This window comes from Agromyces mediolanus, assembly GCF_014648575.1.
Lineage (GTDB): Bacteria > Actinomycetota > Actinomycetes > Actinomycetales > Microbacteriaceae > Agromyces > Agromyces mediolanus.
In genome coordinates this window covers 162,635-183,554 of the sequence record NZ_BMRJ01000004.1, presented here as the reverse complement: position 1 = coordinate 183,554, position 20,920 = coordinate 162,635, and the positions used below count along the sequence as shown (strand labels likewise).

Sequence of the window (20,920 nt, the reverse complement as noted above, 5' to 3'; positions counted from 1 at the left end):
GACACACGACGACGCCGGCGTGAAGCGATGTGTCGGGATCCGGGTGCCGCGACCCGCTCACCAGACCGGCGGGCGCCGTCCCACGACGCCGGCACGGCGCTCGAACTGCGCCGCGATCGACAGCAGCACCGCCTCGCCGCCCGGCCGGCCGATCAGCTGGACCCCCATCGGCAGCCCCGCTTCGGTGAACGTCACCGGCACGGTGATCGCGGGCAGCCCCGTGACGTTCACGAAGGAGGTGAACGGCGTGAACGCGACCTGCTGGGCGAAGTTGCGCTCGCCGTCCTCCGCGTCGTACCAGCCGACGGGCCGCGGGGTCATCGCGAGCGCGGGGGTGAGCACCGCGTCGTAGCTCGCGAGACGACGGATGACGCGCTGCTCGTAGTCCGAGAGCCACGACAGCGCCGCGACGAGCTCGGTCGCGGGCAGGGCGCGGCCGCGGCGGAGCAGCCAGCGGGTCAGCGGCTCGAGCAGCTCCTCCCCCTCGCCCCGCACGGGGATGCCGCCCGCGCCCGCCTGCCAGACGGCGCGGAAGGCGTCGGCGTAGCCGGGCTCCGGCGCCGGCGGCACGGCCTCGACGCCGTGGCCGAGCCGGTCGGCGAGCTCGATGCCGCGCTCGAGGGCTGCGTGCGCCTCCGGCTCGACGACGATGTCGGTGAAGTCGTCCCACGGCGTCTCGGTCATCACGCCGAGCTGATAGCGCCCCTCGCCGCGGATGGCCGCCCCGAGGAAGGGCCCGTCGGAGCCGGGCGCGCGGAGGGCGAAGGGATGCTCCGCCGGGTAGCCGGCCGGGGCCACCAGCCCGTCGAGCAGCAGCGCGGCGTCCGCGACGGTGCGCGCGATCGGGCCGGCCACGCCGAGTCCGGCCAGGCTGCCGATCCCCGAGCCGCCCGGGACCCGCCCGCGCGAGGGCTTCAGCCCCACCAGCCCGCAGGAGGCGGCGGGGATGCGGATCGAGCCGCCGCCGTCCGAGCCCGGGGCGAACGGCAGGAGCCCCGCCGCGACCGCCGCCGCGGCGCCGCCGCTCGAGCCGCCGGCACCGCGCGAGAGATCCCAGGGCGTGCGCGCGGGCGGGAAGGCGAGCCCCTCCGTGTACGACGGCAGCCCGAACTCGGGCGTCGCCGTCTTGCCGAGGCTCACGGCGCCCGCCCGGTCGACGTCGCGCACGAGCGCGTCGGACTCCAGCGGCACGAAGTCGGCGAAGGCGCGGGAGCCGAAGCGCGCCGGCATCCCCGCGCGCAGCTGCAGGTCCTTGTCGGCGAGCGGCATGCCCCACAGCGGCGCGGTCTTCGGCACCTCCCGCTCGACGCGGCGCGCACGTTCGAGCGCGCCATCCGCGTCCACCTGGGCGAAGGCGCCGAGCTCGGGGCCCAGCCGCTCGATGCGGGCGAGGAAGTGCGCGGCGAGCTCGCTCGGCGAGACCTCGCCGCGCTGCAGCAGCTGGTGCAGTTCGAGGGCCGTCGCGTCGTGCAGTTCCACCGGGTCGCTCATCCGTCGAGCCTACGACCGTCGGCGGTGCCCGCGCTCAGCGCAGGTTCTTCTGCAGCAGCACGGTGCCGAGCCAGCGGTCGAACTTGAAGCCGACCCGGCCCATCCGGCCGATCTCGACGAAGCCGAACTTCTCGTGCAGCGCGAGCGAGGCCTCGGCGCCCTGATCGGCGATGACCGCGATCATCTCGCGCAGCCCCGCCGCCGTCGCGGCGTCGATGAGGGCCGTGAGCAGCGCCCGCCCGAGGCCCTTGCCGGATGCCGCGGGGCCGAGGTAGATCGAGTTCTCGACCGTGTAGCGGTACGCGCGCCGCTGCCGCCAGGGCGCGGCGAGCGCGTAGCCGAGCAGTTGACCGGACGGCGACTCGGCGACGAGGAACGGCAGGCCGAGCTTGTCGAGCATCGCGTACTTCTGCCGCCACTCGCGCAGGCTCATCGCGTCCTCGTCGAACGTCACGGTCGAGTTCGCGACGTAGTAGTTGTAGATCTCGCGCACGCTCGGCAGGTCGGCCGGGGTCGCCGGCCGGATGACGTACTCGAACGGCGGCTCGGCGGGCTGCGCCGGACGCAGGTGGGGCGGCGGGACGCGCCGCTGCTGGTATTCCTCCTCGAGCATGGCGGTCAGCCTACGCGCTCGGTGTTGCGGGCGCGTTTCGCGGCGGAGTCGCCTGAGGCGGCCGAGGCGGCCGAGGCGGCGGCGCGGCTCAGTCGGGCAGCGACCAGTCGACGGGGGCGCCGCCCTGAGCCTCGAGCAGCGCGTTCGCCCGGCTGAACGGCTTCGAGCCGAAGAAGCCGCGCGAGGCGGAGAGCGGGCTGGGGTGCACCGACTCGATGGTCGGGGTGTCGCCGAGCAGCGGCTTCAGGGATTGCGCGTCGCGGCCCCAGAGGATCGCGACGAGCGGCGTGCCGCGGGCCACGAGGGTGCGGATGGCGTGGTCGGTGACCGCCTCCCAGCCCTTGCCGCGGTGCGAGGCCGGGGTTCCCGGGCGCACGGTCAGCACCCGGTTCAGCAGCATGACGCCGTTGCGGCTCCAGGCGCCGAGGTCGCCGTGCGCGGGCGGCTCGACGCCGAGATCGTCGCGGAGCTCCTTGTAGATGTTGCCGAGGCTCCGCGGCACCGGTCGCACGTGCGCCTCGACGGCGAAGCTCAGCCCGATCGGATGCCCCGGCGTCGGATACGGGTCCTGCCCGACGATGAGCACCCGGACGTCGCCGATCGGCTGGGAGAAGGCGCGCAGCACGCGGTCGCCCGCCGGCAGGTAGCCGCGACCGGCGGCCTGCTCGGCGCGCAGGAAGTCGCCGAGCTCGGCGATGCGCGGGGCGACCGGCTCGAGGGCGGCCGCCCAGCCCGGGTCGATGAGCCCGGCCTCGGCGAGCTCCGGCAGGGTCTTCGCGGGGGGCATCAGGCGCCGATCGTCGAGACGAGGACGCCGCCGTCGCCGGGCAGCACGCGCCACACGCTGCCGTCGCCCTCGACGCGCAGCCCGCCCTCGCCGACGATGAGCACCGTGCGCTCGTCGATGCCGAGGGCGCCGTAGATGAGTCCGGACTCCACCGCGGCCACGAGCCGGGACAGGGTGCCGCGCTGCGCGACGTGCGCGTCGATCGCGACGTCGACGAGGCCGATGCCGGCGTCGACCTCGAACTCGGGGCCCGGCTCGGCCGGGTCCTCGGGCGAGACGAGCACGCCGTCGATGCGGGACCCGCCGCCGAGCGCGCTCTCGGCGGCGATCATCGCGCCGGCGGAGACGCCGAGGTAAGGCACGCCGCCCGCGACCTGGCGCCGCAGCTCGCCGAACAGCGGCTCGAGCGCGGCGCGCACCTGCTCCACGATGCCGCCGCCGACGAGGATGCCGTCGACGTCCGCGATCGCGGTGAGCGCGAGCGGCTCGCCGCCGGGCGAGCTCGTCACGTGCGCCTCGACCTCGCCCGCCGCGGCGAGCACCCGGCGCAGCACCTCGGCGCGCTCCGGACCGCCCGGGTGGATCGACACGATCGCGACGCGGGGCGCGGTGCGGCCGGCGGCGCGGGCGCGCGCCGACGCCTCGGCGAGGAACGGGGCGTACAGCGGGGCGTCCGCCGGCTCGAGCGCGCCGCCGCCCAGCAGGTGGACGCTCACGCGGTGACCTGCACCGGCGGCTGCGCCGACCAGGGGAAGACGATCCAGTCGTCGGTCGCCCGGTAGCTGTAGTCCGGCACGAGCACCGTGCGCGACTTCGTGTAGAGCGTCGCGGTGCGCACCTCCGAGCCGACGTCGGTGAGCAGTTCGAGCACCTTCGCGAGCGTGCGGCCCGAGTCGGAGACGTCGTCGACGAGCAGCACCTTCAGGCCGGCGAGCGCCGGGGCGTCGAGCATCGGCGGGTGCACGATCGGCTCGGGAAGCACCTGCTCGATGTCGGTGTAGAACTCCACGTTGATGGAGCCGCACTGCTTGGTGCCGAGTGCGTACGAGATCGCGCCGGCCAGCAGCAGCCCGCCGCGCGCGATCGCGATGACGACGTCGGGGCGGAACCCTGAGCCGAGCACGTCCGCGGCGAGGGTCCTCGCCGCTTCACCGAACTGGTCCCAGCCGAGGATCTCGCGACGCACACCGGGTTCGCCGATGGCCGCGTCATTCGCGTCGAAGGTCATCCTGCAAGGGTACGGCGTCGGGGGCCGCCCCGGCATCCGCGGGCCGCCCTTGGCGAGGCGGTCGCCGCTCGTGCGACTCGCGCTCCTCGCGCGGCCGCTCGCGGAGCTGCCCGAGGCGCTCGGTGAAGAGCGACACGATCGTGGCCGAGGCGGTGCCGACGATCGCGATCCCGCCGATCATCAGCATGACGGCGAAGATGCGACCGGGCACGGTCACCGGGTACATGTCCCCGTAGCCGACGGTCGCGATGGTGACGCAGGCCCACCAGATCGCGTCGCCGAAGCTCTGAATCGTCGCGCGCGGGTCGTCGCGCTCGGCGTTCAGCGTGGCGAGCGCGATGAAGATGATGAAGACGACGGCGTAGACGAGCATCGAGGAGACGATCCGCGCCCGGAACGCGTCACCGCCGTGGCCCCGGAAGTAGCGCACCCGGTGCACGAGGCTCACCACCCGCAGCGCCCGGAACACGGGCAGCACCGCCGAGAGCACGTCGAGCGGGTGGTGCACGAGGAAGGCCGTGCGGTGCCCCCGCGGGGTGAGCGCCCAGCGCACGACGACGTCGACGACGAAGGTCGCCCAGGAGAGGATGAGCAGCAGCTGCAGCGTCAGCACGAGCCAGGCCGGCAGCGCCTCCGCGAGCACGAGCGTCGCGTAGGCGACGAGGAAGCCGACGCCGAGCACCACGAGCGGCCCGGTCGTGCGGTCCTCCCAGGCGCGGCGGCGGGCGGTCTCCTGGTCGCGCTCGCCGCCGCCCGTCCCGCTCATCGCCCGGTCCGCACCTCGAGCGGGCCCCGCGCCAGCAGGTGCGGGGCGGCCTGCGCCACCGGCTTCACGACGATGAGGTCGAGGTCGACGTGCCGCGGCTTGCCCATCGCGTCGGCGATGACCGCGGCGACGTCCTCCGCGGCGAGCGGCTCCGCCACCCCGGCGTAGACGGCATCCGCCTTCTCCCGGTCGCCGCCGTACCGCACGAGCGAGAATTCCTCGGTGCGCACCATGCCGGGGGCGACCTCGACGACGCGGATCGGTTCGCCGTTCAACTCCAGCCGGAGCACCGCGGTCACGGCGTGGGCGGCCGACTTCGCGGCGTTGTACCCGCCGCCGCCCGCGTACGGCACGTGGCCGGCGACCGAGGTGACGTTGACGAGATCGGCGACCCCGCGCTCCGCCGCCCCCTGGCGCAGCAGGGGCAGGAGCGCCGCGGTGACGCGCTGCAGCCCGAGCACGTTCACCTCGAACATCCAGCGCCAGTCCTCGGGATCGGATGCCTCGACGGAGGCGACGCCCTTCGCCCCGCCCGCATTGTTCACGAGCCCGTGCACGGGCCCGCCCCGGGCGAGCTCGGCGGCGAGCGCGTCGACATCGTCCTGCCGCGTCACGTCGCAGACCGCGAACGCGGCCCCCGTCTCCTCGGCGAGCGCGCGCAGCCGGTCCTCCCGCCGCGCGACCGCGACGACCTCCCAGCCCCCGGCGCGGAGCGCCCGCACCGTGGCCTCGCCGATGCCCGAACTCGCCCCGGTGACCACTGCCCGCCTGCCGTTCATGCGCCTATTCTGCCCGTGCTGGGAGAATGGGGCGATGCCTTCCACGCCGACGACGCCGACGACGTCCCAGCCGCACGCGAAGAAGCGGGTGCCGCTGTGGGACAACGCGAGGTGGATCGCGATCGTCCTCGTCGTCGTCGGGCACGGCATCCTGCCGCTCATCGGCGAGTCCAACTCGGCCTACAGCGTCTACCTGTTCATCTACTCCTTCCATGTGGCAGTCTTCGTGACCGTCGCCGGCTACTTCGCGAAGTCGGGGCCGCCGACGGCGCGCTCGATCCGCCAGGTGATCACCGACATCGTGCTGCCGTACCTGATCTTCGAGACGATCTGGACGGCGCTGCGGTTCCTGCTCGGCACGGGGGTCGGGCTCGACTACGCGACCCCGTCCTGGACGCTCTGGTTCCTCATCGCGCTCGCGGTGTGGCGGGTCGTGCTGCCGTACCTGGTCCTGCTGCGGGCGCCGCTGCTCATCGCGATCGCGATCTCGGTCGCCGCCGGCTACTCCGAGACGATCGACTCGACGCTCGCCCTCAGCCGCACCTTCGGCATGCTGCCCTTCTTCGTCTTCGGCTGGAAGCTGCGTCAGTGGCGCATCACGGGGCGCTGGCTGGCACTGCCCGCCCGGGTGGCCTGGCGCTGGCGGGCGGGGGCGATCGCCCTGTTCGCCGCGGTCCTCATCGCCATGCCGACCGCGATCGAGTGGTGGCGCGACGTCAAGCTCCGACGATTCCTGCTCTACGACGAGTCCTACCCCGACCTCGGCTACGACGAGCCGTGGACGGGCGCCATCCGGCTCGGCCTGCTCCTCAGCGCCATGGTGCTCGCCGTCGCCTTCCTCACCCTCATGCCGCGCGGGGCGCACTGGTTCACGCCGTTCGGGGCGGCCACGATGTACATCTACCTGCTGCACAGCTTCGTGCTCTTCCCGCTCCGCGAGTCGGGCGTGCTCGAGGGCGATCAGCCGTTCTGGGTGCTGCCGGCGATGATCGTCTTCTGCGTCGGCATCTCGATCGTGCTCTCGCTGAAGCCGGTGCGCCGCCTCTTCCGCCCGCTCGTGGAGCCGCGCGCCAGGTGGCTGTTCCGCCCCGAGCCCTCGACGGCGACCGGCACGATCGTGCTGCCGCCGGAGGCGCTCCCGCCCGGCGCCGCCGGCCCGGGCGGCACCGCCCCGCCGTCGACGCCGCCCGCGCCGCGCGCGCCGCGCGCGCCGCGCGACTGAGCCACGCGACTGCGCCGACCGGCCAGCGGTTACGCCGTGTGTCGGGTCGCGTTGCCCGGCCTGCGCGCCCCGCCTAGCGTGGTCGCAACACGGCCGGGCCACCCGAGCCGGCCGAACCGAAGGAGAGCTCGATGAGCAACGCAGCCGACTGGCGCTTCGAGACCAAGCAGGTCCACTCCGGCGCCGCCCCCGACCCGATCACGAAGGCCCGCGCGACCCCGATCTACCAGACGACCTCGTACGTCTTCGACAACGCCGAGCACGCGCAGAACCTCTTCGCGCTCGCCGAGTTCGGCAACATCTACACCCGCATCCAGAACCCGACCCAGGCGGTCGTCGAGGAGCGCGTCGCCGCGCTCGAGGGCGGCACGGGCGCGCTGCTGCTCGCCTCCGGCCAGTCGGCGGCGACCTTCTCGGTGCTGAACATCGCGCAGGCCGGCGACCACATCGTCTCGTCGAGCTCGATCTACGGCGGCACCTACAACCTCTTCAAGTACACCCTCGCGAAGCTCGGCATCGAGACCACGTTCGTCGAGAACCAGGACGACGCCGAGGAGTGGCGCCGCGCGGTGCGCCCGAACACGAAGCTCTTCTTCGCCGAGACCATCGGCAACCCGAAGATCAACGTGCTCGACATCGGCCTCGTCGCGGGCATCGCGCACGACGCCGGCATCCCGCTCGTCGTCGACAACACGATCGCGACGCCGTACCTCATCCGCCCCTTCGAGCACGGCGCGGACATCGTCATCCACTCGGCGACGAAGTTCCTCGGCGGCCACGGCACCACCATCGGCGGCATCATCGTCGACGGCGGGAAGTTCGAGTGGTCGAAGAACGTCGAGAAGTTCCCGGGCCTCACCGAGCCCGACCCCTCGTACCACGGCGCGAGCTACACGGCCGCGGTCGGCGACGGCCTCGCCTACATCATCAAGGCCCGCGTGCAGCTGCTGCGCGACCTCGGCGCCGCGATCTCGCCGAACAGCGCGTGGCTGCTCATCCAGGGCATCGAGACGCTGTCGCTGCGCATCGAGCGCCACGTGCAGAACGCGCAGGAGATCGCCGAGTGGCTCGACGACCACCCGGACGTCGCGAGCGTGAACTACTCGGGCCTGCCCTCGAGCCCGTGGTACGCGGCCGCGAACAGCTACGCCCCGAAGGGCGTCGGCGCGGTGCTCTCCTTCGAGCTGAAGGGCGGCGTCGACGCGGGCCGCGCGCTCGTCGACAGCCTCTCGCTGTTCTCGCACCTCGCGAACATCGGCGACGTGCGCTCGCTCGTCATCCACCCGGCCTCGACGACGCACTCGCAGCTCACGCCCGAGCAGCAGCTCACGAGCGGCGTGACGCCGGGCCTCGTGCGCCTCTCCGTCGGCATCGAGAACATCGACGACCTGAAGGCCGATCTCGAGGCCGGCCTCGCCGCCGCCCGCGCCGCCTCGGAGGCGCTCCGCGCGTAACGCGAGACCCAGCGCGATCCGGATGCCGCAGGCCGACGCCTGCGGCATCCGTCGTCTCCGCGGGGTTCGCGTTCCAGCGGATGCCGCGACCGTAACAATGCCCGCGCGCCCTGCCCGCTCGGGGAGAATCGAAGGCATGGACTGGCAGACGCAGGCGGACGTCGTCCCGGCGAGCATCGTGCCGGAGGCGCGGGCGCACAGCCTGCTCGGCCGGGCCCCGGCGACCGGCGCCTGGCGCATCGGCGACCCGGTCGGCGACCGCCGCTTCGCCGAGATCGGCACGGTCCGGCTCGAGTCCGGCGAGACGCTGCCCGAGGTCACGATCGCCTACGAGACGTGGGGCGAGCTCTCCCCCGCCCGCGACAACGCCGTGCTCGTGCTGCACGCCCTCACGGGCGACAGCCACGTCCTCGGCTCGGCGGGCCCCGGCCACCCGAGCGCCGGCTGGTGGGAGGACGTCGTCGGCCCGGGCCGCGCGATCGACACCGAGCGCTGGTTCGTCGTCGCGCCGAACGTGCTCGGCGGCTGCCAGGGCTCGACCGGCCCGGCCTCGCTCGCGCCCGACGGCGTGGAGTGGGGCGGGCGCTTCCCGTTCCTGACGATCCGCGACCAGGTCGCCGCCCAGCAGGCGCTCGCCGACGAGCTCGGCCTCGACCGCTTCGCCGCCGTCGTCGGGGGCTCGATGGGCGCGATGCACGTGCTCGAGTGGGCGATCACGGCGCCCGAACGCGTCGAGCGGATCGCCGTGCTCGCCGGCCCGCCCGCCGCGACCGCCGACCAGATCGCCCTGAACTCGGTGCAGCTCGAGGCCATCCGCTCCGACCCCGCCTTCGCCGGCGGCGCGTACTACGACGCGGCCGACGGCGAGGGCCCGAGCCGGGGACTCGCGCTCGCCCGCCGGATGGCGATGCTGAACTACCGCACGGCGACCGAGCTCAACGACCGCTTCGCGCGCAGCTGGCAGTCGGGGCTCGACCCGCTCGGCGGCGGCGGCCGTTTCGCCGTCGAGTCGTACCTCGACTTCCACGGCAACAAGTTCACCCGCCGCTTCGACGCGAACAGCTACCTCGTGCTCACCGAGGCGATGAACTCGCACGACGTCGGCCGCGGGCGCGGCGGCGCGGCGGCGGCGCTCGCCCGCATCGAGGCGAAGAGCCTCGTGCTCGGCATCGAGAGCGATCGGTACTTCCCGCTCGCCGGGCAGCGCGAGATCGCGGCGCAGCTGCGCGGCAGCGTGCACGGCCCGGATCCGGTCGTCCTGGACTCCGAGTACGGGCACGACGCCTTCCTCATCGAGTCCGACGCCGTGGGCCGCGCCATCGCGGCGCTGCTCGCCGGTTGAACGAGCGCCGCCGGCCCGCTCTGCACTAGGGTTCGACTATCGGGCTTCCGTCGCGGGCGCCCTTGTTCGGCTGAGGAAGATCGTGCATCGCATCCACAACGAACGCGACCGGCTCCTCGCCCGGATCGCGCGGCTGACCGGCCTGTCCGGGTGCGCCGGAGCGGTGCTGTGCCTGCTCGTCCCCGACTCCACCGGGCTCGTCGCCCGGATCGCCGCCATCGTGCTGACCCTGCTCGTGGCCGGCGCGATCATGCTGCACACCGAACGCGGCGAGCTCGGCCCGGCGCTCGGCGCCGCGGCCGCGGGCGTCGCCGCCATCCTCCTCGTCGGCCTCGACACCCCGGGGCCGGCCGGGTCGACGGCGATCGCCGCGATCGCGGGAGCCGCGACCGCCTCGCTCGCGCTGACCCTCGTCCCACGACGGCACGGGCAGCTCATCGTCGCGAGCCTCGCCGCCCTCGTCGTCGTCGCCGTCTGGATCGGCGCCGTCGCCGGCCGCGGCTCGCTGCTGCCCATCGTCGCCGCCGTCGCGGGCTGGGCGGCGTGCGGGCTGCTCGCCACCTGGACGGCGCGGGCCATCGACCGGGCGGCGGAGCGCATCTCCGAGGTGGGCCGCGCGCACGAGGCGGAGCGGCTCGCGAGCGAGGCGGAGTCGCAGCAGCGCCAGGACGCCCGCCTGCTGCACGACACCGTGCTCGCGACCCTCAGCCTGCTCGCGCATTCCGGCGTGGGCGTCGGGCAGGCCGCCCTGCGCGACCAGGCGCGCGACGACGCCCGCCTGCTGCGCCAGCTGCGCCTCGGTGTGCCGCTCGAGGTCGGCTCGCACCCGATGTACGCGCCGGAGGCCGACGAGGACGCGCTCGGCTCGACGTTCGAGTCGGTGCGCCAGCGCTTCGCCCGGATGGGGCTCGACGTGAACTGGCACGGCGCCGGACAGCTGCTGCTCCCCCGGGACAGCCTCGACGCCCTGCTCGGCGCGCTCGGCGAATGCCTCGAGAACGTGCGCCGGCACTCCGGGGTGAACGAGGCGGACGTCACGGTCACCGACGACGAGCGCGCGGTGCGCGCGATGATCACCGACGCCGGCAGCGGCTTCCAGACCGACGCGGTCGAGCCCGGCCGCCTGGGCTTCGCCGAGTCCGTCGTGGGCCGCCTGCACGCCGTCGGCGGCCGGGCCCGGGTGTTCTCCTCCCCCGGCGCCGGCACGACCGTCATGCTCGAGGTGCCGAAGCCGTGAGCGGACTGCACTCGACCATCGAACGCTCGTTCCGGCGTCCGGCGCGCTCGGCGCGCGCCGCCGTCGACATGCGCGAGCGGCACGGCGGGCGGCGGATGTCGGCCGGCATCACGATCGCCGCCGCGGTGCTCGTCGCCGGCCACTTCGCGCACCTCCTCGTCACCGCCGGCGCGTATCCGGCCGGTCGCGACCCGTGGGCGGCTTGGATCGCGCTCGCGGTCGTCCTCGCCGGCGGGGTCGTCTCCCGGCTGTTCTCGCCGCGTATGCCGAGCTGGGTCTACCTCGCGCTGTTCACCGCCCTCGCGGTCCCGGTCGGACTCGACCTCGTCGCGACCCAGGGGCTGCTGCACCTCGGCGTCGCGCCGACGGCGGCCGCGGCATCCGCGGTCGTGCTGATGCCCGTCACGACGCTGCGCGGACCTCGCGTGCCCGTCGTGGTCGCCGGAGTCGTCGGCGCCGCGATCGCGATCGCGGCCCTGCTGCAGCTGCCCGCCGCGGGTCCGCTCGTCGTCGTGGGCGTCGCGGTCGCCGTCTCCGCCGTGCTCCCGGTCGTCGTCGCCGCGCTCGCGATCGTGGGCTTCCGCCGGCTCGTGGGGCGCGAGCTCGACCTCTCGCTCGTGCAGAGCACCGTGCAGACCCCCCGCAGCGCCGTCGGCATGCGCGCCTCGGAGGAGCTCGCGCGCCTCGACTTCGACGCCGAGTCGCTGCTCGAGGACGTCGGCTCCGGGCGGCTGCCGATCCCGCTGCCGACCGATGCCGCGCTGCGGGCCGGCGCGCTCGCCGCGAAGCTCCGCGTGCGCCTCATCGAGGGCCGCAGCGACACCTGGCTGAAGCACGCCGTCACGGAGTCGGCGTATCTCAGCCGCCGCGTCACGATCGACGACCCCGACGGCGACGCGGGCGTGCTCGCCCCCGCGCAGCGCGACGGGCTGCTGCTCACGCTCTGGCTGATCGCGGGCGAGCGCCGCCCGCGCCGCGCCGCCGGTGCGAGGGTCGTCGTGCGGGTGCGCAGCGAGCCGTTCGACGACGACGAACGGGGTCCGCTCGCGATCGAGATCGAGGTCTCCGGCGTGGCGCGGCGTCATCTGGACCCCGCCATCTGGGATGCACTCGGTAGTCTCGGAAGTCACGAGGTCGTGTCCGCGTCGGATTCGATCAGGATCGAACTCGTCTGCCCGGTCGACCCGAACGCCCCGGCAGCCGCTTCGGCGCCCCGTAGCGCCCGAACGAGGGGAAGATGAATGCCTGAACCGGCCGCACCGATCCGCCTGGCGATCGTCGACGATCACCGCATGCTGCTCGGCGCCCTATCCGAGTGGCTGCGGGGTGCTGCGCCCGACATCCAGCTCGTGGCCGCGGTGCCGTCCTGGTCGGAGCTGCTCGCGCATCCGGAGTTCCCGGCCGACGTCGTGCTGCTCGACCTCGACCTGCGCGACAACATCCCGGTCTCGCTCAAGCTGTCGATGCTGAAGTCGGCCGGCGTGCAGACGATGCTGATGAGCACCTACTCGGAGCCCGCCGTCGTCCGCGAGGCGCTGAACGCGGGCGCGCTCGGCTACCTCGTGAAGTCGGAGCCGGTCGAGACGATCGTCGAGGCGATCCGTGCGGCGCGACTCGGCGACTCGTACATCACGCCCGAGCTCGAGACGACCCTCGCCGACGCCGACGCCGTGCAGGCGCCGAAGCTGTCGGCGCAGGAGCGGCGCGTCATGGCGCTCTACGGCGCCGGGCAGCCGGTGAAGGCCGTCGCGTTCCAGCTCGGCATCTCCGAGGAGACCGCGAAGAGCTACCTCAAGCGCATCCGCGAGAAGTACCGCGTCGCCGGCTACGACGTCGGCACGAAGGTCGCGCTCCGCAAGCGCGCCATCGCCGACGGCATCCTGCTGCAGACCGACTGACGCGAGGCGCGGCCGGCGCCGCGCGACCGGCCCGCGCCGCGCGACCGGCCCGCACCGCGCGACCGGCCTGCACGGTGCCTCAGTCCCGCTCGGCCGCCGCGACCGCCCCGGTCGCGTAGGACACGTCGACGCCGCGGCCGATCCGCCGGCGGTCGAGCGCGAAGCTCGCGAACGCGAGGGCGATGCCCGCGAGCGTGAGCGCGAAGCCGACCCAGATCGGGGCGAGGTAGCCGAGGCCGCCGGCGATCACGAGGCCGCCGAGCACGGCGCCCATGCTGTTGCCGACGTTCAGCGCCGAGTGGTTCAGCGCGGCGGCGATCGACTGGCTGTCGCGGGCGACGTCCATGAGGCGGGTCTGGATGGTCGGGGCGAGCGCCGAGGACGTGACGCCGACGAGGAAGACCCCGCCGAAGAGGCCGAGCGGATGGCTCGCCGTGAGCGCGAGCAGCAGCAGGGCCGCCGCGAGGGCGACGAAGAACAGGTACATCGTGCGGCGCACACTCCAGTCGGCGAGCCGGCCGCCGATGAGGTTGCCGACCGTCATGCCGAGGCCGGTCGCGACGAGCACGAAGGGCACGAACGCGGCCTGGAGCCCCGTCACCTCGGTGGCGAGCGGGGCGATGTAGCTGTACATCGCGAAGAAGCCGCCGAAGCCGATCGCGCCGATCGCGATCGCGAACCAGACCTGCGAGCGGCGGAAGGCGCCGAGCTCGCGGCGGATGCTCGCCGCGGGGTCGCCAGCCTGCCACGGCACCGCCGCGGCGATCGCGAGGAAGGTGAGCACGAAGATCACGGCGACGGCGAGGTAGGCGACCCGCCAGCCGGCGAGCTGGCCGAGCCAGGTGATGCTCGGCACGCCGACGACGTTCGCGATGGTGAGCCCGGAGAGCACGAGCGCGACGCCGCGGGCGCGCTTGCCCGGCCCCATCAGGCTCGCCGCGACGAGCGAGGCGATGCCGAAGTACGCCCCGTGCGGCAGGGCGGCGACGAAGCGCGCGACGAGCACGAGTCCGAAGCTCGGCAGCAGCGCCGAGGCGAGCGTGCCGAGGGCGAACCAGGCGGCGAGAGCGAGCAGCAGGCGCTTGCGCGGCCACTTCGCGGCCGCCGCGGCGATCGTGGGCGCCCCGACGACGACGCCGAGCGCGTACGCGGAGATGAGCCAGCCGGCCTGCGCGTTCGCCTCATCGGGCGAGGTGGCGGCGAGGCCGGGCAGCAGATCGCCCGCGATGTCGGGCAGCAGGCCCATCGCGACGAACTCGGTGGCGCCGATGCCGAAGCCGCCGAGGGCGAGCGCCAGCAGCGCGAAACGAAGACGGGCCGGCGACAGCGTCGTCGGCCCGGAGGATTCGGGGATCACCCGGCGATTCTGCCACGCCTCGAATCGATTCGACAAGCGGATGGCGTCATCCGCCGTCGTGCGCCCGTGCGAGGGCGCCGACCGGACTCACCGTTGGGCGCGCAGCTGCTCGCTGATTCCTCCGGTCACGGGGATGCGGCGCCACCACCAGCCCGACCGCGAGTCCAGTCGGAAGTACTTCCCCAGCAACATCGCGGAATCCGGCTCTGTGGAGGCGAGGAACTCCTGGTCGGCACGCTCGACGAGCGCAGCAAGCCGCTCGTGCAACGCACCGGTGGTCCGTTCCAGGGCGAGCTCGAGCGCATCCCGAGCACACAGGTCATTGGTGTAGTCGTCGACGGTGTCGGAGCCCGCCCAACGCTGCCGCGCGACGTCGAACCACGTGCTGAGTCCTCGTCGGGTCGAGTAGTGCGCGGCCCAGCCGTCCTCATGCAGGGCGGCATCCAGGGCGTCGAGCAGTGCGTTCGCTTCCGCGCCGAAATCGAAGTCGAGATCGGACTCGGGTTCAGGCCCGCTCATCGTCGATCGCCTGCTCGAGCCGCTCGACCTTCGCGTCGAGCTCCCCGGAGTAGCCCGGGCGGATGTCGGCCTTCAGCACGAGCGAGACCCGCGAGCCGTACGCGCCGACGGCCTCGGTCGCCCGCCGGACCACATCGAAGACCTCGTCCCACTCGCCCTCGATCTCGGTGAACATCGAGGTGGTGCGGTTCGGGAGCCCGGACTCCCGGACGATCTTCACCGCCGCCGCGACGGCGTCGTGCACCGAGCCGTCGCTCCGGCCCGTGCCGCTCGGCGCGACCGAGAATGCCACCAGCATTGGGGTCCTCCTAGCCGGGCCGCGAGGCGAGCTCGTGCGCCGGGAGCGCGACCCGGTTTCCAGCCTGCCACAGCCGCCGCAGCGCCCACGCGAGCAGCAGCGCGAGCAGCACCACCTTGCCCGTCAGCAGCAGCACGAAGGCGGGGTCGGCGACGAGCAGCCAGCCGTACCAGTACGGGTAGATGACGTGGGTGAGCAGCGCGGCGCCGGCCGCGAGCAGGGCGGGGACCGCGAAGCGCGCGGGGCGCAGCACGAGGCCGAGCACGACCGGGGCGGCCAGCCAGGCGACGAACTGCGGCGAGCCGACCTTGTTGCCGAGCAGCAGCACGACGACGAAGGCGAGCGCGAGCGGGGGCAGCAGCCGGCCGAGCGGCGCGCCACGGCGGGCGGCCCGGATGCCGACCGCGAGCACGCTCGCCACGCCGACGGCGAGCAGCGGCGTGGTGAGCCAGGCCGCCACGTCGACCCCGGGTCCGGAGACCTGGTACGTCAGGATCTCGCGGTCGTAGGCGACCCGGACCCCGGGGGCGCCGGCGACGATGGCCCACAGCCACAGCACCGCGAGCGGCGCCTCGACCTGGAGGCCGCGCCCGGCCTGCTCGCCGATGAAGCCGATCGCGTTCCCGCCCGCTCCGGCGACGAGGCTCACGGCGAGGATGCCGAGGCTCAGCGCGAGCGCGATCATCACGACCTCGGCCCGCCGGCGGAGCGCCACCACGAGGGCGGCGACGAGGGCGGCGGGCCAGACCTTGATCCACGCGCCGATCGTGAGCAGCACGGCGGCGGCCCGGGGTCGGCCGGCCGCCCAGAGCAGGCCGAGCATCGCGAAGGGCACCGTGACGGCGTCGATCCGGCCGAGCGCGATGGGCCCGAGCAGCGCGAGGAAGCCGAGCCACCACCAGGCGGCGATCCGGCGGTGCCGCGAGAGCGTCGCCTGGCCGAGCAGCACCGAGAGGGTGAGGCCGTTCAGCACGGTGACGAGCGCGAGCCACGTCTCGCCGAACCACTCGCCGCCGAACGCGAGGGAGGCCGCCATCGGCGCGAAGGCGAGGATCGGGTACACCCAGGGCAGGTCGATGCCCATCCGCGCGTAGCCGTGCGCCGCGTTCTCGGCCCAGATCCGGTAGACGCCCGTCACGTCGCCGAGCGGCAGCCCGGGTGCGAAGAGGTTCAGCGCGACGAGCCCGGCGTGCACGAGCGCGAAGGCGACCCAGATCGCGCCGCGTCCGGCGAGGAGGCGGCGGATGCCGCGGCTCGATCGACGATCCCCCATCCCCCGATCCGGCATGGCTCAGAGCCTAGCCGCGCCTGGGCGTCATACGACGCCATCGGGCTGCGGATTGCGGCGAGTTCGGCCAAGCTTGAGTCATCCCGATCGGAAGGCCCCGCCATGACCCGTCGCACGCTCACCGCCGTCGCCCTTGCCGCCGCAGCGGCCCTCGCCCTCGCCGGCTGCACCGCCGGCGGCGACCAGGGCCCCACCGGTCCGAGCGCCGAGGGCTACGTGACCGACGGCAAGCTCACGATCGGCACGGGCCAGCCCGCGTACTTCCCCTGGGTGATCGACGACGCCCCCGAGTCCGGCGAGGGCTTCGAGTCGGCCGTCGCCTACGCCGTCGCCGACGAGCTCGGCTTCGCGAAGGAGGACGTCGTCTGGGTGCGCTCCACCTTCGAGCAGGCCATCGCGCCGGGCCCGAAGGACTTCGACTTCAACCTGCAGCAGTTCTCGATCACCGACGAGCGCAAGCAGGCGGTCGACTTCTCCTCGCCCTACTACGAGACCACGCAGGTCGTCGTGACGGTCGACAGCTCCCCGGCCGCGGGCGCGACCACGATCGCCGAGCTCAAGCCGTTCCTCATCGGCGCGCAGACCGGCACCACGAGCCTCACGGCGGTCGAGCAGACGATCGCGCCCGACGGCGGCGCGCAGATCTTCAACACGAACGACGACGCGAAGCTCGCCCTGCAGAGCGGCACCGTCGACGCGATCGTCGTCGACCTTCCCACCGCCTTCTACCTGACGGGCGCGGAGCTCGACGGCGGCAAGATCATCGGTCAGCTGCCCTCGACGGGCGGCGGCGATCAGTTCGGGCTCGTGCTCGCGAAGGACTCCCCGCTGACCGAGAAGGTCACCGCCGCGGTCGACGCGCTGCGCGAGAACGGCACCCTCGACGAGCTCGCGGCCAAGTGGCTCGGCGGCGACGACACGGCGCCCGTCCTCCAGTGACCCACGTGGCCGCTCCGGCCGGCTCCGTTCCGGCGGCCGCATGAGCGCAGCATCCCCCGACGACGGCGCCTGGCGGCCGAGCGAACTCGAGCTCAGCCGTCGGGCGTTCCGCCGTCGGCAGACCTGGCGCTCGGTGCTCGTGAGCGTGCTCAGCACGCTCGTCTTCGCCGGGCTGCTCGCCTGGGCGGTGCTGGGCTCGCCCGGGTGGGCACGGGTCGCGGAGACCTTCTTCGATCCCGGGGTGGCGCTCGCCTCCCTCCCCCGGATCGCCGAGGGGCTCCTGCTCAACCTCCAGGTGCTCGTCTTCGCGGCCATCGGCGTGCTGCTCGTCGCCATCACGCTGGCGACGCTGCGCACCCTCCGCGGCCCGGTGTTCTTCCCGCTGCGGGCGATCGCGGCCGGCTACACCGATCTGTTCCGCGGGGTGCCGCTCCTCATCGTGCTCTACCTCGTCGGCTACGGGGTGCCGGCGCTCGAGTTCTTCCCGCGCCTGCCAGCGGCGGTGTGGGGCACGATCGCGATCATCCTCGTGTACTCGGCGTACGTCGCCGAGGTGTTCCGGGCCGGCATCGAGGCGGTGCACCCCTCGCAGCGCCTCGCCGCCCGCTCCCTCGGCCTCAGCCACGCGCAGACGATGCGCCGGGTCGTGCTGCCGCAGGCGATCCGCAAGGTGACGCCGGCGCTCATGAACGACTTCGTCGCGATGCAGAAGGACGTCGGGTTGATCTCGGTGCTCGGCGCGGTCGACGCGGTGCGGGCCGCGCAGATCGAGACGGCGCACTACTTCAACTTCACGCCCTACGTCGTCGCGGGGCTGCTGTTCGTCCTCCTGGCTCTGCCGATGGTGCGGCTCACCGATTGGGTGACGGCGCGGATGCGGCGGCGCGAGCAGATCGGGAGCATCGTATGAGCCGCGCAGCCGCCGAGGCGCAGCCGCCCGCCGTCCCCGAAGGCGAGCGCGAGCCGGTGCTCGCCCTCACCGGCGTCCGCCGCGCCTACGGCGAGCACGTCGTGCTCGACGGGGTCGACCTCGAGGTGCGCGCGCACGAGGTCGTCGCGCTCATCGGCGCCTCCGGCTCGGGCAAGTCGACGCTGCTGCGCACCGCGAACCTCCTCGAGCCGATCGACGACGGCGTCATCCGCCTCGCGGGTCGCGACATCAGCGACCCCCGGGTGGATGCCGACGCGGTGCGCGCACGGATCGGCGCCGTTTTCCAGCACTACAACCTCTTCCCGCACCTGAGCGTGCTCGACAACGTGACCCTCGCCTCCCGTCTGGTGCACCGCCTGCCGAAGGCCGAGGCCGAGCGTCGCGGGCGGGAGCTCCTCGCCTCGATCGGCCTGGCCGACTTCGCCGGCGCGTACCCCGACCGGCTCTCGGGCGGGCAGCAGCAGCGCGTGGCGATCGTGCGCGCCATCGCGACCGGTCCCGAGCTGCTCCTCCTCGACGAGGTGACGAGCGCGCTCGATCCCGAGCTCGTCGGCGAGGTGCTGGCGCTCGTCCGCTCGCTCGCCGACGGCGGCACGACCATCCTGATGGCGACGCACGAGATGGCGTTCGCGCGCGACGTCGCCGACCGGGTGGTGTTCCTCGACGGCGGTCGCATCGTGGAGCAGGGGCCGTCGCGGGAGTTCTTCGCGGCGCCGCGCGAGGAGCGCACCCGCGCATTCCTCGCCCGCGTGCTGCCCGGCTGACGCCGCCGCCGTCCCCTGGCCCGGCGTCGCGAGCCGGTCGCTCAGCCCGCGAGCTGCCCGAGCACCCGCTGCAGCTGCGCCGTGAGGTCGGAGGCGACGATCGGCCCGCCGTCGACCTCGGCGACGGCGCGCTCGGCGGCGAGCCCGTGCACGAGCACGGCGGTCGCGGCGATCGGCGCGAGCGCGTGCGCGTCGTTCGCGAGCCGCTCGTGCGAGGCGGCGACGAGCGCGCCGAGGATGCCGCCGAGCACGTCGCCGGAGCCGGCCGTGGCGAGCCGATGGGTCGGCGCGGTGACGGTGATCGCCGCGCCGTCCGGGTCGGCGATGTGCGTCACCGCGCCCTTCAGCAGCACGACGACGCCGATCTCCCGCGCGGCGCGCGCCGCCCACGCGGCCGGGTCGCTGCGCACCTCCTCGACGCTCGTGCGCACCTCCCGATCGGCGAGCAGGGTGGCGAGCTCGCGGGCGTGCGGGGTGATGACGGTGGGCGCCGAATGCGCGCCGACGAGGTCGAGGGCGCCCGCGTCGAGCACGACCGGGACGCCGGAGGCGAGCGCGTGCTCGAGCTCGCCGATGAGCACGAACGATCGGCGCGCCGGGTCCATCCCCGAGCCGAGCAGCCAGGCCTGCACCCGGCCGGCGGTCGTGACCGCCTCGGGCGCGCGGGCCAGCACGAGCGCCCGCACCGGACGCGGCCCGGTGTAGCGCACCATGCCGACGCCGCTGCGGGTGGCGGCCTCGACGCCGAGGAGCGCCGCCCCGGGGTACTCGTGCGAGCCGGTGACGACCCCGAGCACGCCGCGCGAGTACTTGTCGTCGTCGGCCGTGGGCGGCCGCAGCCACTCCGCCGCGTCCGCAGCCCGCCATTCCTGCCATCCGCCAGCGCTCATGCTCCAACGATAGGTTGGCGGGGATGACTCCGACAGCCCTCGCCCCCATCGCCCTCTCCCCCGCCGTCGTCGTGTTCGACTACGGCGAGGTCATCTCCCGCGAGCCCGGCCCGGCCGACCGTGCCGCCCTCCTCGCCCGCGCGCGCGTCTCGCCCGAGCAGGAGGCCGCCTTCTGGCGCGAGTACTGGGCGCACCGCGAGGGCCTCGACCAGGGCACCCGCTCGATCGCCGACTACTGGTCGGCGGTCGCCGCCGGGCTCGGCACCGAGTTCTCCCCGATCGACGTGCACGAGCTGTGGGCGATCGACCACCGGGGCTGGCTCAGCGTCGACCCGGGCACCCTCGCCGTGCTGCACGCCCTGCGGGCGGGCGGCACGCGCCTGGCCCTGTTGTCGAACGCGGGCGCGGACTTCTCGGGCTGGCTGCGGCACGGCTCCTTCGCTCCGCTGTTCGAGCGGGTCTTCGTGAGCGGCGAGCTCGGCCTCGTGAAGCCGAACTCCGACATCTACGAGCACGTCATCGCCGAGCTCGGCATCGCGCCCGAGGAGTTCCTCTTCGTCGACAACCGGGCCGAGAACGTCGAGGGCGCGCGGGCGGTCGGCGGCGACGGGCACGTCTTCACCGATGCCGCCGGACTCGAGCGCTGGCTCCGCGGGCTGGCCGTCTGAGCGCGGCTCAGCTCGGGCCGCTCCGGGCGCGCAGCCGCTCGACGAGCGCCGCCGACTCCTCCGCCGGCTGACTGAGCGAGAAGATGTTGCCCTCGCTGTCGCTGAACCAGGCCGCGCGCTCCTCACCGAGTTCGGCGACGCCGTCGACCGTGCTGAGGCCCGGGAAGTCGTACTCGTGGAAGGCGACGCCCGCTGCGCGGAGCGCGGCCATGTCGCGGTCGAGGTCGTCGGTCAGCAGGTTGAAGGCGGTGTTCTGCGCGGTGCCGGCGAAGCCGGTGCGGTAGACCATGACGGGCACGCCGCCGATCTCGTAGAACAGCGTCTCGCCCTCGGGCTCGCCGCCGATGGGCTCGCGGCCGAGCACCTGCGCCCACCACTGCCTGGCGCGGTCGAGGTCGTGCGCCGGCAGAACCGCCGTCGCCAGGATCGTCTCGAACATGAGTGAACCT

23 protein-coding genes are annotated in these 20,920 nt (G+C 73.8%); 10 read left to right on the top strand and 13 right to left on the bottom strand.

Translation table 11 applies throughout. The annotated features are described in order from the left end of the window. Window positions 1-57: 57 nt before the first annotated feature. The 7 genes from IEY71_RS15910 to IEY71_RS15880 form a co-directional block, all read right to left on the bottom strand. Window positions 58-1,491, bottom strand: coding sequence for an amidase (locus IEY71_RS15910; RefSeq protein ID WP_189086352.1), 1,434 nt, complete (start codon window positions 1,489-1,491; stop codon window positions 58-60). A gap of 34 nt (window positions 1,492-1,525) precedes the next feature. Next, window positions 1,526-2,104, bottom strand: coding sequence for a GNAT family N-acetyltransferase (locus tag IEY71_RS15905; RefSeq protein ID WP_189086351.1), 579 nt, complete (start codon window positions 2,102-2,104; stop codon window positions 1,526-1,528). A gap of 88 nt (window positions 2,105-2,192) precedes the next feature. Next, window positions 2,193-2,891 carry a uracil-DNA glycosylase gene (locus tag IEY71_RS15900; RefSeq protein ID WP_189086350.1) on the bottom strand — a complete coding sequence of 233 codons (699 nt, stop codon included), beginning with the start codon at window positions 2,889-2,891 and terminating at the stop codon, window positions 2,193-2,195. Further along, complete coding sequence (locus IEY71_RS15895; RefSeq protein WP_189086349.1) at window positions 2,891-3,607, bottom strand: Type 1 glutamine amidotransferase-like domain-containing protein; 717 nt, start codon at window positions 3,605-3,607, stop codon at window positions 2,891-2,893. Before IEY71_RS15895 ends, IEY71_RS15900 begins: the two co-directional genes overlap by 1 nt. Next, window positions 3,604-4,119: a phosphoribosyltransferase gene (locus IEY71_RS15890; RefSeq protein ID WP_189086348.1), complete on the bottom strand. Its 516-nt coding sequence runs from the start codon at window positions 4,117-4,119 to the stop codon at window positions 3,604-3,606. Before IEY71_RS15890 ends, IEY71_RS15895 begins: the two co-directional genes overlap by 4 nt. Next, entirely contained in the window at window positions 4,100-4,885 is a 786-nt protein-coding gene (locus IEY71_RS15885; RefSeq protein WP_189086347.1) for a potassium channel family protein, read from the bottom strand. Before IEY71_RS15885 ends, IEY71_RS15890 begins: the two co-directional genes overlap by 20 nt. Then, on the bottom strand, window positions 4,882-5,664 hold the full coding sequence (locus IEY71_RS15880) for an SDR family oxidoreductase (protein ID WP_189086346.1): 783 nt from the start codon (window positions 5,662-5,664) through the stop codon (window positions 4,882-4,884). The genes IEY71_RS15885 and IEY71_RS15880 overlap by 4 nt, the downstream gene beginning before the upstream one ends. Window positions 5,665-5,698: 34 nt before the next feature. Here IEY71_RS15880 and IEY71_RS15875 point away from each other — a divergent pair, with 34 nt between their 5' ends. From IEY71_RS15875 to IEY71_RS15850, 6 genes are all read left to right on the top strand, one after another. Then, the gene (locus IEY71_RS15875; RefSeq protein ID WP_189086345.1) at window positions 5,699-6,886 is read left to right on the top strand and encodes an acyltransferase family protein; all 1,188 of its coding nucleotides are present in this window, start codon (window positions 5,699-5,701) and stop codon (window positions 6,884-6,886) included. Between the two features lie 131 nt (window positions 6,887-7,017). Continuing rightward, the gene (locus IEY71_RS15870) at window positions 7,018-8,340 is read left to right on the top strand and encodes a bifunctional o-acetylhomoserine/o-acetylserine sulfhydrylase (RefSeq protein ID WP_189086344.1); all 1,323 of its coding nucleotides are present in this window, start codon (window positions 7,018-7,020) and stop codon (window positions 8,338-8,340) included. Between the two features lie 136 nt (window positions 8,341-8,476). Further along, window positions 8,477-9,682 (top strand): homoserine O-acetyltransferase MetX, encoded by a 1,206-nt coding sequence (metX, locus tag IEY71_RS15865; protein ID WP_189086343.1) that lies wholly within the window; start codon window positions 8,477-8,479, stop codon window positions 9,680-9,682. Window positions 9,683-9,764: 82 nt separating this feature from the next. Beyond that, window positions 9,765-10,919, top strand: coding sequence for a sensor histidine kinase (locus tag IEY71_RS15860; protein WP_189086342.1), 1,155 nt, complete (start codon window positions 9,765-9,767; stop codon window positions 10,917-10,919). Further along, window positions 10,916-12,160: a hypothetical protein gene (locus IEY71_RS15855; RefSeq protein ID WP_189086341.1), complete on the top strand. Its 1,245-nt coding sequence runs from the start codon at window positions 10,916-10,918 to the stop codon at window positions 12,158-12,160. The genes IEY71_RS15860 and IEY71_RS15855 overlap by 4 nt, the downstream gene beginning before the upstream one ends. Further along, the gene (locus IEY71_RS15850; protein WP_189086340.1) at window positions 12,161-12,817 is read left to right on the top strand and encodes a response regulator transcription factor; all 657 of its coding nucleotides are present in this window, start codon (window positions 12,161-12,163) and stop codon (window positions 12,815-12,817) included. 79 nt (window positions 12,818-12,896) lie between these two features. On the opposite strand, the gene IEY71_RS15845 is transcribed toward IEY71_RS15850, so the two are convergent. From IEY71_RS15845 to IEY71_RS15830, 4 genes are all read right to left on the bottom strand, one after another. Beyond that, complete coding sequence (locus IEY71_RS15845; RefSeq protein ID WP_189086339.1) at window positions 12,897-14,174, bottom strand: MFS transporter; 1,278 nt, start codon at window positions 14,172-14,174, stop codon at window positions 12,897-12,899. Window positions 14,175-14,261: 87 nt separating this feature from the next. Continuing rightward, a complete protein-coding gene (locus IEY71_RS15840; protein WP_189086338.1) occupies window positions 14,262-14,693 on the bottom strand; it encodes a hypothetical protein in 432 nt (143 codons plus the stop codon). Further along, the gene (locus IEY71_RS15835; RefSeq protein WP_189086337.1) at window positions 14,680-14,991 is read right to left on the bottom strand and encodes a thiamine-binding protein; all 312 of its coding nucleotides are present in this window, start codon (window positions 14,989-14,991) and stop codon (window positions 14,680-14,682) included. Before IEY71_RS15835 ends, IEY71_RS15840 begins: the two co-directional genes overlap by 14 nt. Before the next feature lie 10 nt (window positions 14,992-15,001). Continuing rightward, a complete protein-coding gene (locus IEY71_RS15830; protein ID WP_189086336.1) occupies window positions 15,002-16,264 on the bottom strand; it encodes a glycosyltransferase 87 family protein in 1,263 nt (420 codons plus the stop codon). Window positions 16,265-16,381: 117 nt separating this feature from the next. Here IEY71_RS15830 and IEY71_RS15825 point away from each other — a divergent pair, with 117 nt between their 5' ends. Genes IEY71_RS15825 through IEY71_RS15815 form a run of 3 tightly spaced genes read left to right on the top strand, consistent with a single transcriptional unit; the run spans window position 16,382 to window position 18,913 of the window. Then, window positions 16,382-17,218, top strand: coding sequence for an ABC transporter substrate-binding protein (locus IEY71_RS15825; RefSeq protein ID WP_189086335.1), 837 nt, complete (start codon window positions 16,382-16,384; stop codon window positions 17,216-17,218). A 40-nt stretch (window positions 17,219-17,258) separates the two neighbouring features. After that, window positions 17,259-18,128, top strand: coding sequence for an amino acid ABC transporter permease (locus tag IEY71_RS15820; protein WP_189086334.1), 870 nt, complete (start codon window positions 17,259-17,261; stop codon window positions 18,126-18,128). Then, on the top strand, window positions 18,125-18,913 hold the full coding sequence (locus tag IEY71_RS15815; RefSeq protein WP_189086333.1) for an amino acid ABC transporter ATP-binding protein: 789 nt from the start codon (window positions 18,125-18,127) through the stop codon (window positions 18,911-18,913). Before IEY71_RS15820 ends, IEY71_RS15815 begins: the two co-directional genes overlap by 4 nt. A gap of 41 nt (window positions 18,914-18,954) precedes the next feature. Here the strand turns inward: IEY71_RS15815 and IEY71_RS15810 are convergent, their stop codons facing one another. Further along, window positions 18,955-19,803, bottom strand: coding sequence for an ADP-dependent NAD(P)H-hydrate dehydratase (locus IEY71_RS15810; protein ID WP_189086332.1), 849 nt, complete (start codon window positions 19,801-19,803; stop codon window positions 18,955-18,957). Window positions 19,804-19,826: 23 nt separating this feature from the next. On the opposite strand from IEY71_RS15810, the gene IEY71_RS15805 reads away from it, so the two are divergent. Then, the gene (locus IEY71_RS15805) at window positions 19,827-20,471 is read left to right on the top strand and encodes an HAD family hydrolase (protein WP_189086331.1); all 645 of its coding nucleotides are present in this window, start codon (window positions 19,827-19,829) and stop codon (window positions 20,469-20,471) included. A gap of 7 nt (window positions 20,472-20,478) precedes the next feature. Here IEY71_RS15805 and IEY71_RS15800 read toward each other — a convergent pair. Beyond that, the coding region (locus tag IEY71_RS15800; RefSeq protein WP_229781799.1) for a VOC family protein at window positions 20,479-20,920 on the bottom strand (442 nt) is incomplete at its 5' end.

What these genes read in the sequence shown, in the direction of transcription:
- IEY71_RS15910 (WP_189086352.1), bottom strand. Translation starts at nt 1,491, where the DNA reads ATGAGCGACCCGGTGGAACTGCACGACGCGACGGCCCTCGAACTGCAC.
- IEY71_RS15905 (WP_189086351.1), bottom strand. Translation starts at nt 2,104, where the DNA reads ATGCTCGAGGAGGAATACCAGCAGCGGCGCGTCCCGCCGCCCCACCTG.
- IEY71_RS15900 (WP_189086350.1), bottom strand. Translation starts at nt 2,891, where the DNA reads ATGCCCCCCGCGAAGACCCTGCCGGAGCTCGCCGAGGCCGGGCTCATC.
- IEY71_RS15890 (WP_189086348.1), bottom strand. Translation starts at nt 4,119, where the DNA reads ATGACCTTCGACGCGAATGACGCGGCCATCGGCGAACCCGGTGTGCGT.
- IEY71_RS15885 (WP_189086347.1), bottom strand. Translation starts at nt 4,885, where the DNA reads ATGAGCGGGACGGGCGGCGGCGAGCGCGACCAGGAGACCGCCCGCCGC.
- IEY71_RS15880 (WP_189086346.1), bottom strand. Translation starts at nt 5,664, where the DNA reads ATGAACGGCAGGCGGGCAGTGGTCACCGGGGCGAGTTCGGGCATCGGC.
- IEY71_RS15875 (WP_189086345.1), top strand. Translation starts at nt 5,699, where the DNA reads ATGCCTTCCACGCCGACGACGCCGACGACGTCCCAGCCGCACGCGAAG.
- IEY71_RS15870 (WP_189086344.1), top strand. Translation starts at nt 7,018, where the DNA reads ATGAGCAACGCAGCCGACTGGCGCTTCGAGACCAAGCAGGTCCACTCC.
- metX (WP_189086343.1), top strand. Translation starts at nt 8,477, where the DNA reads ATGGACTGGCAGACGCAGGCGGACGTCGTCCCGGCGAGCATCGTGCCG.
- IEY71_RS15850 (WP_189086340.1), top strand. Translation starts at nt 12,161, where the DNA reads ATGCCTGAACCGGCCGCACCGATCCGCCTGGCGATCGTCGACGATCAC.
- IEY71_RS15840 (WP_189086338.1), bottom strand. Translation starts at nt 14,693, where the DNA reads ATGAGCGGGCCTGAACCCGAGTCCGATCTCGACTTCGATTTCGGCGCG.
- IEY71_RS15835 (WP_189086337.1), bottom strand. Translation starts at nt 14,991, where the DNA reads ATGCTGGTGGCATTCTCGGTCGCGCCGAGCGGCACGGGCCGGAGCGAC.
- IEY71_RS15830 (WP_189086336.1), bottom strand. Translation starts at nt 16,264, where the DNA reads ATGGGGGATCGTCGATCGAGCCGCGGCATCCGCCGCCTCCTCGCCGGA.
- IEY71_RS15825 (WP_189086335.1), top strand. Translation starts at nt 16,382, where the DNA reads ATGACCCGTCGCACGCTCACCGCCGTCGCCCTTGCCGCCGCAGCGGCC.
- IEY71_RS15820 (WP_189086334.1), top strand. Translation starts at nt 17,259, where the DNA reads ATGAGCGCAGCATCCCCCGACGACGGCGCCTGGCGGCCGAGCGAACTC.
- IEY71_RS15815 (WP_189086333.1), top strand. Translation starts at nt 18,125, where the DNA reads ATGAGCCGCGCAGCCGCCGAGGCGCAGCCGCCCGCCGTCCCCGAAGGC.
- IEY71_RS15810 (WP_189086332.1), bottom strand. Translation starts at nt 19,803, where the DNA reads ATGAGCGCTGGCGGATGGCAGGAATGGCGGGCTGCGGACGCGGCGGAG.
- IEY71_RS15805 (WP_189086331.1), top strand. Translation starts at nt 19,827, where the DNA reads ATGACTCCGACAGCCCTCGCCCCCATCGCCCTCTCCCCCGCCGTCGTC.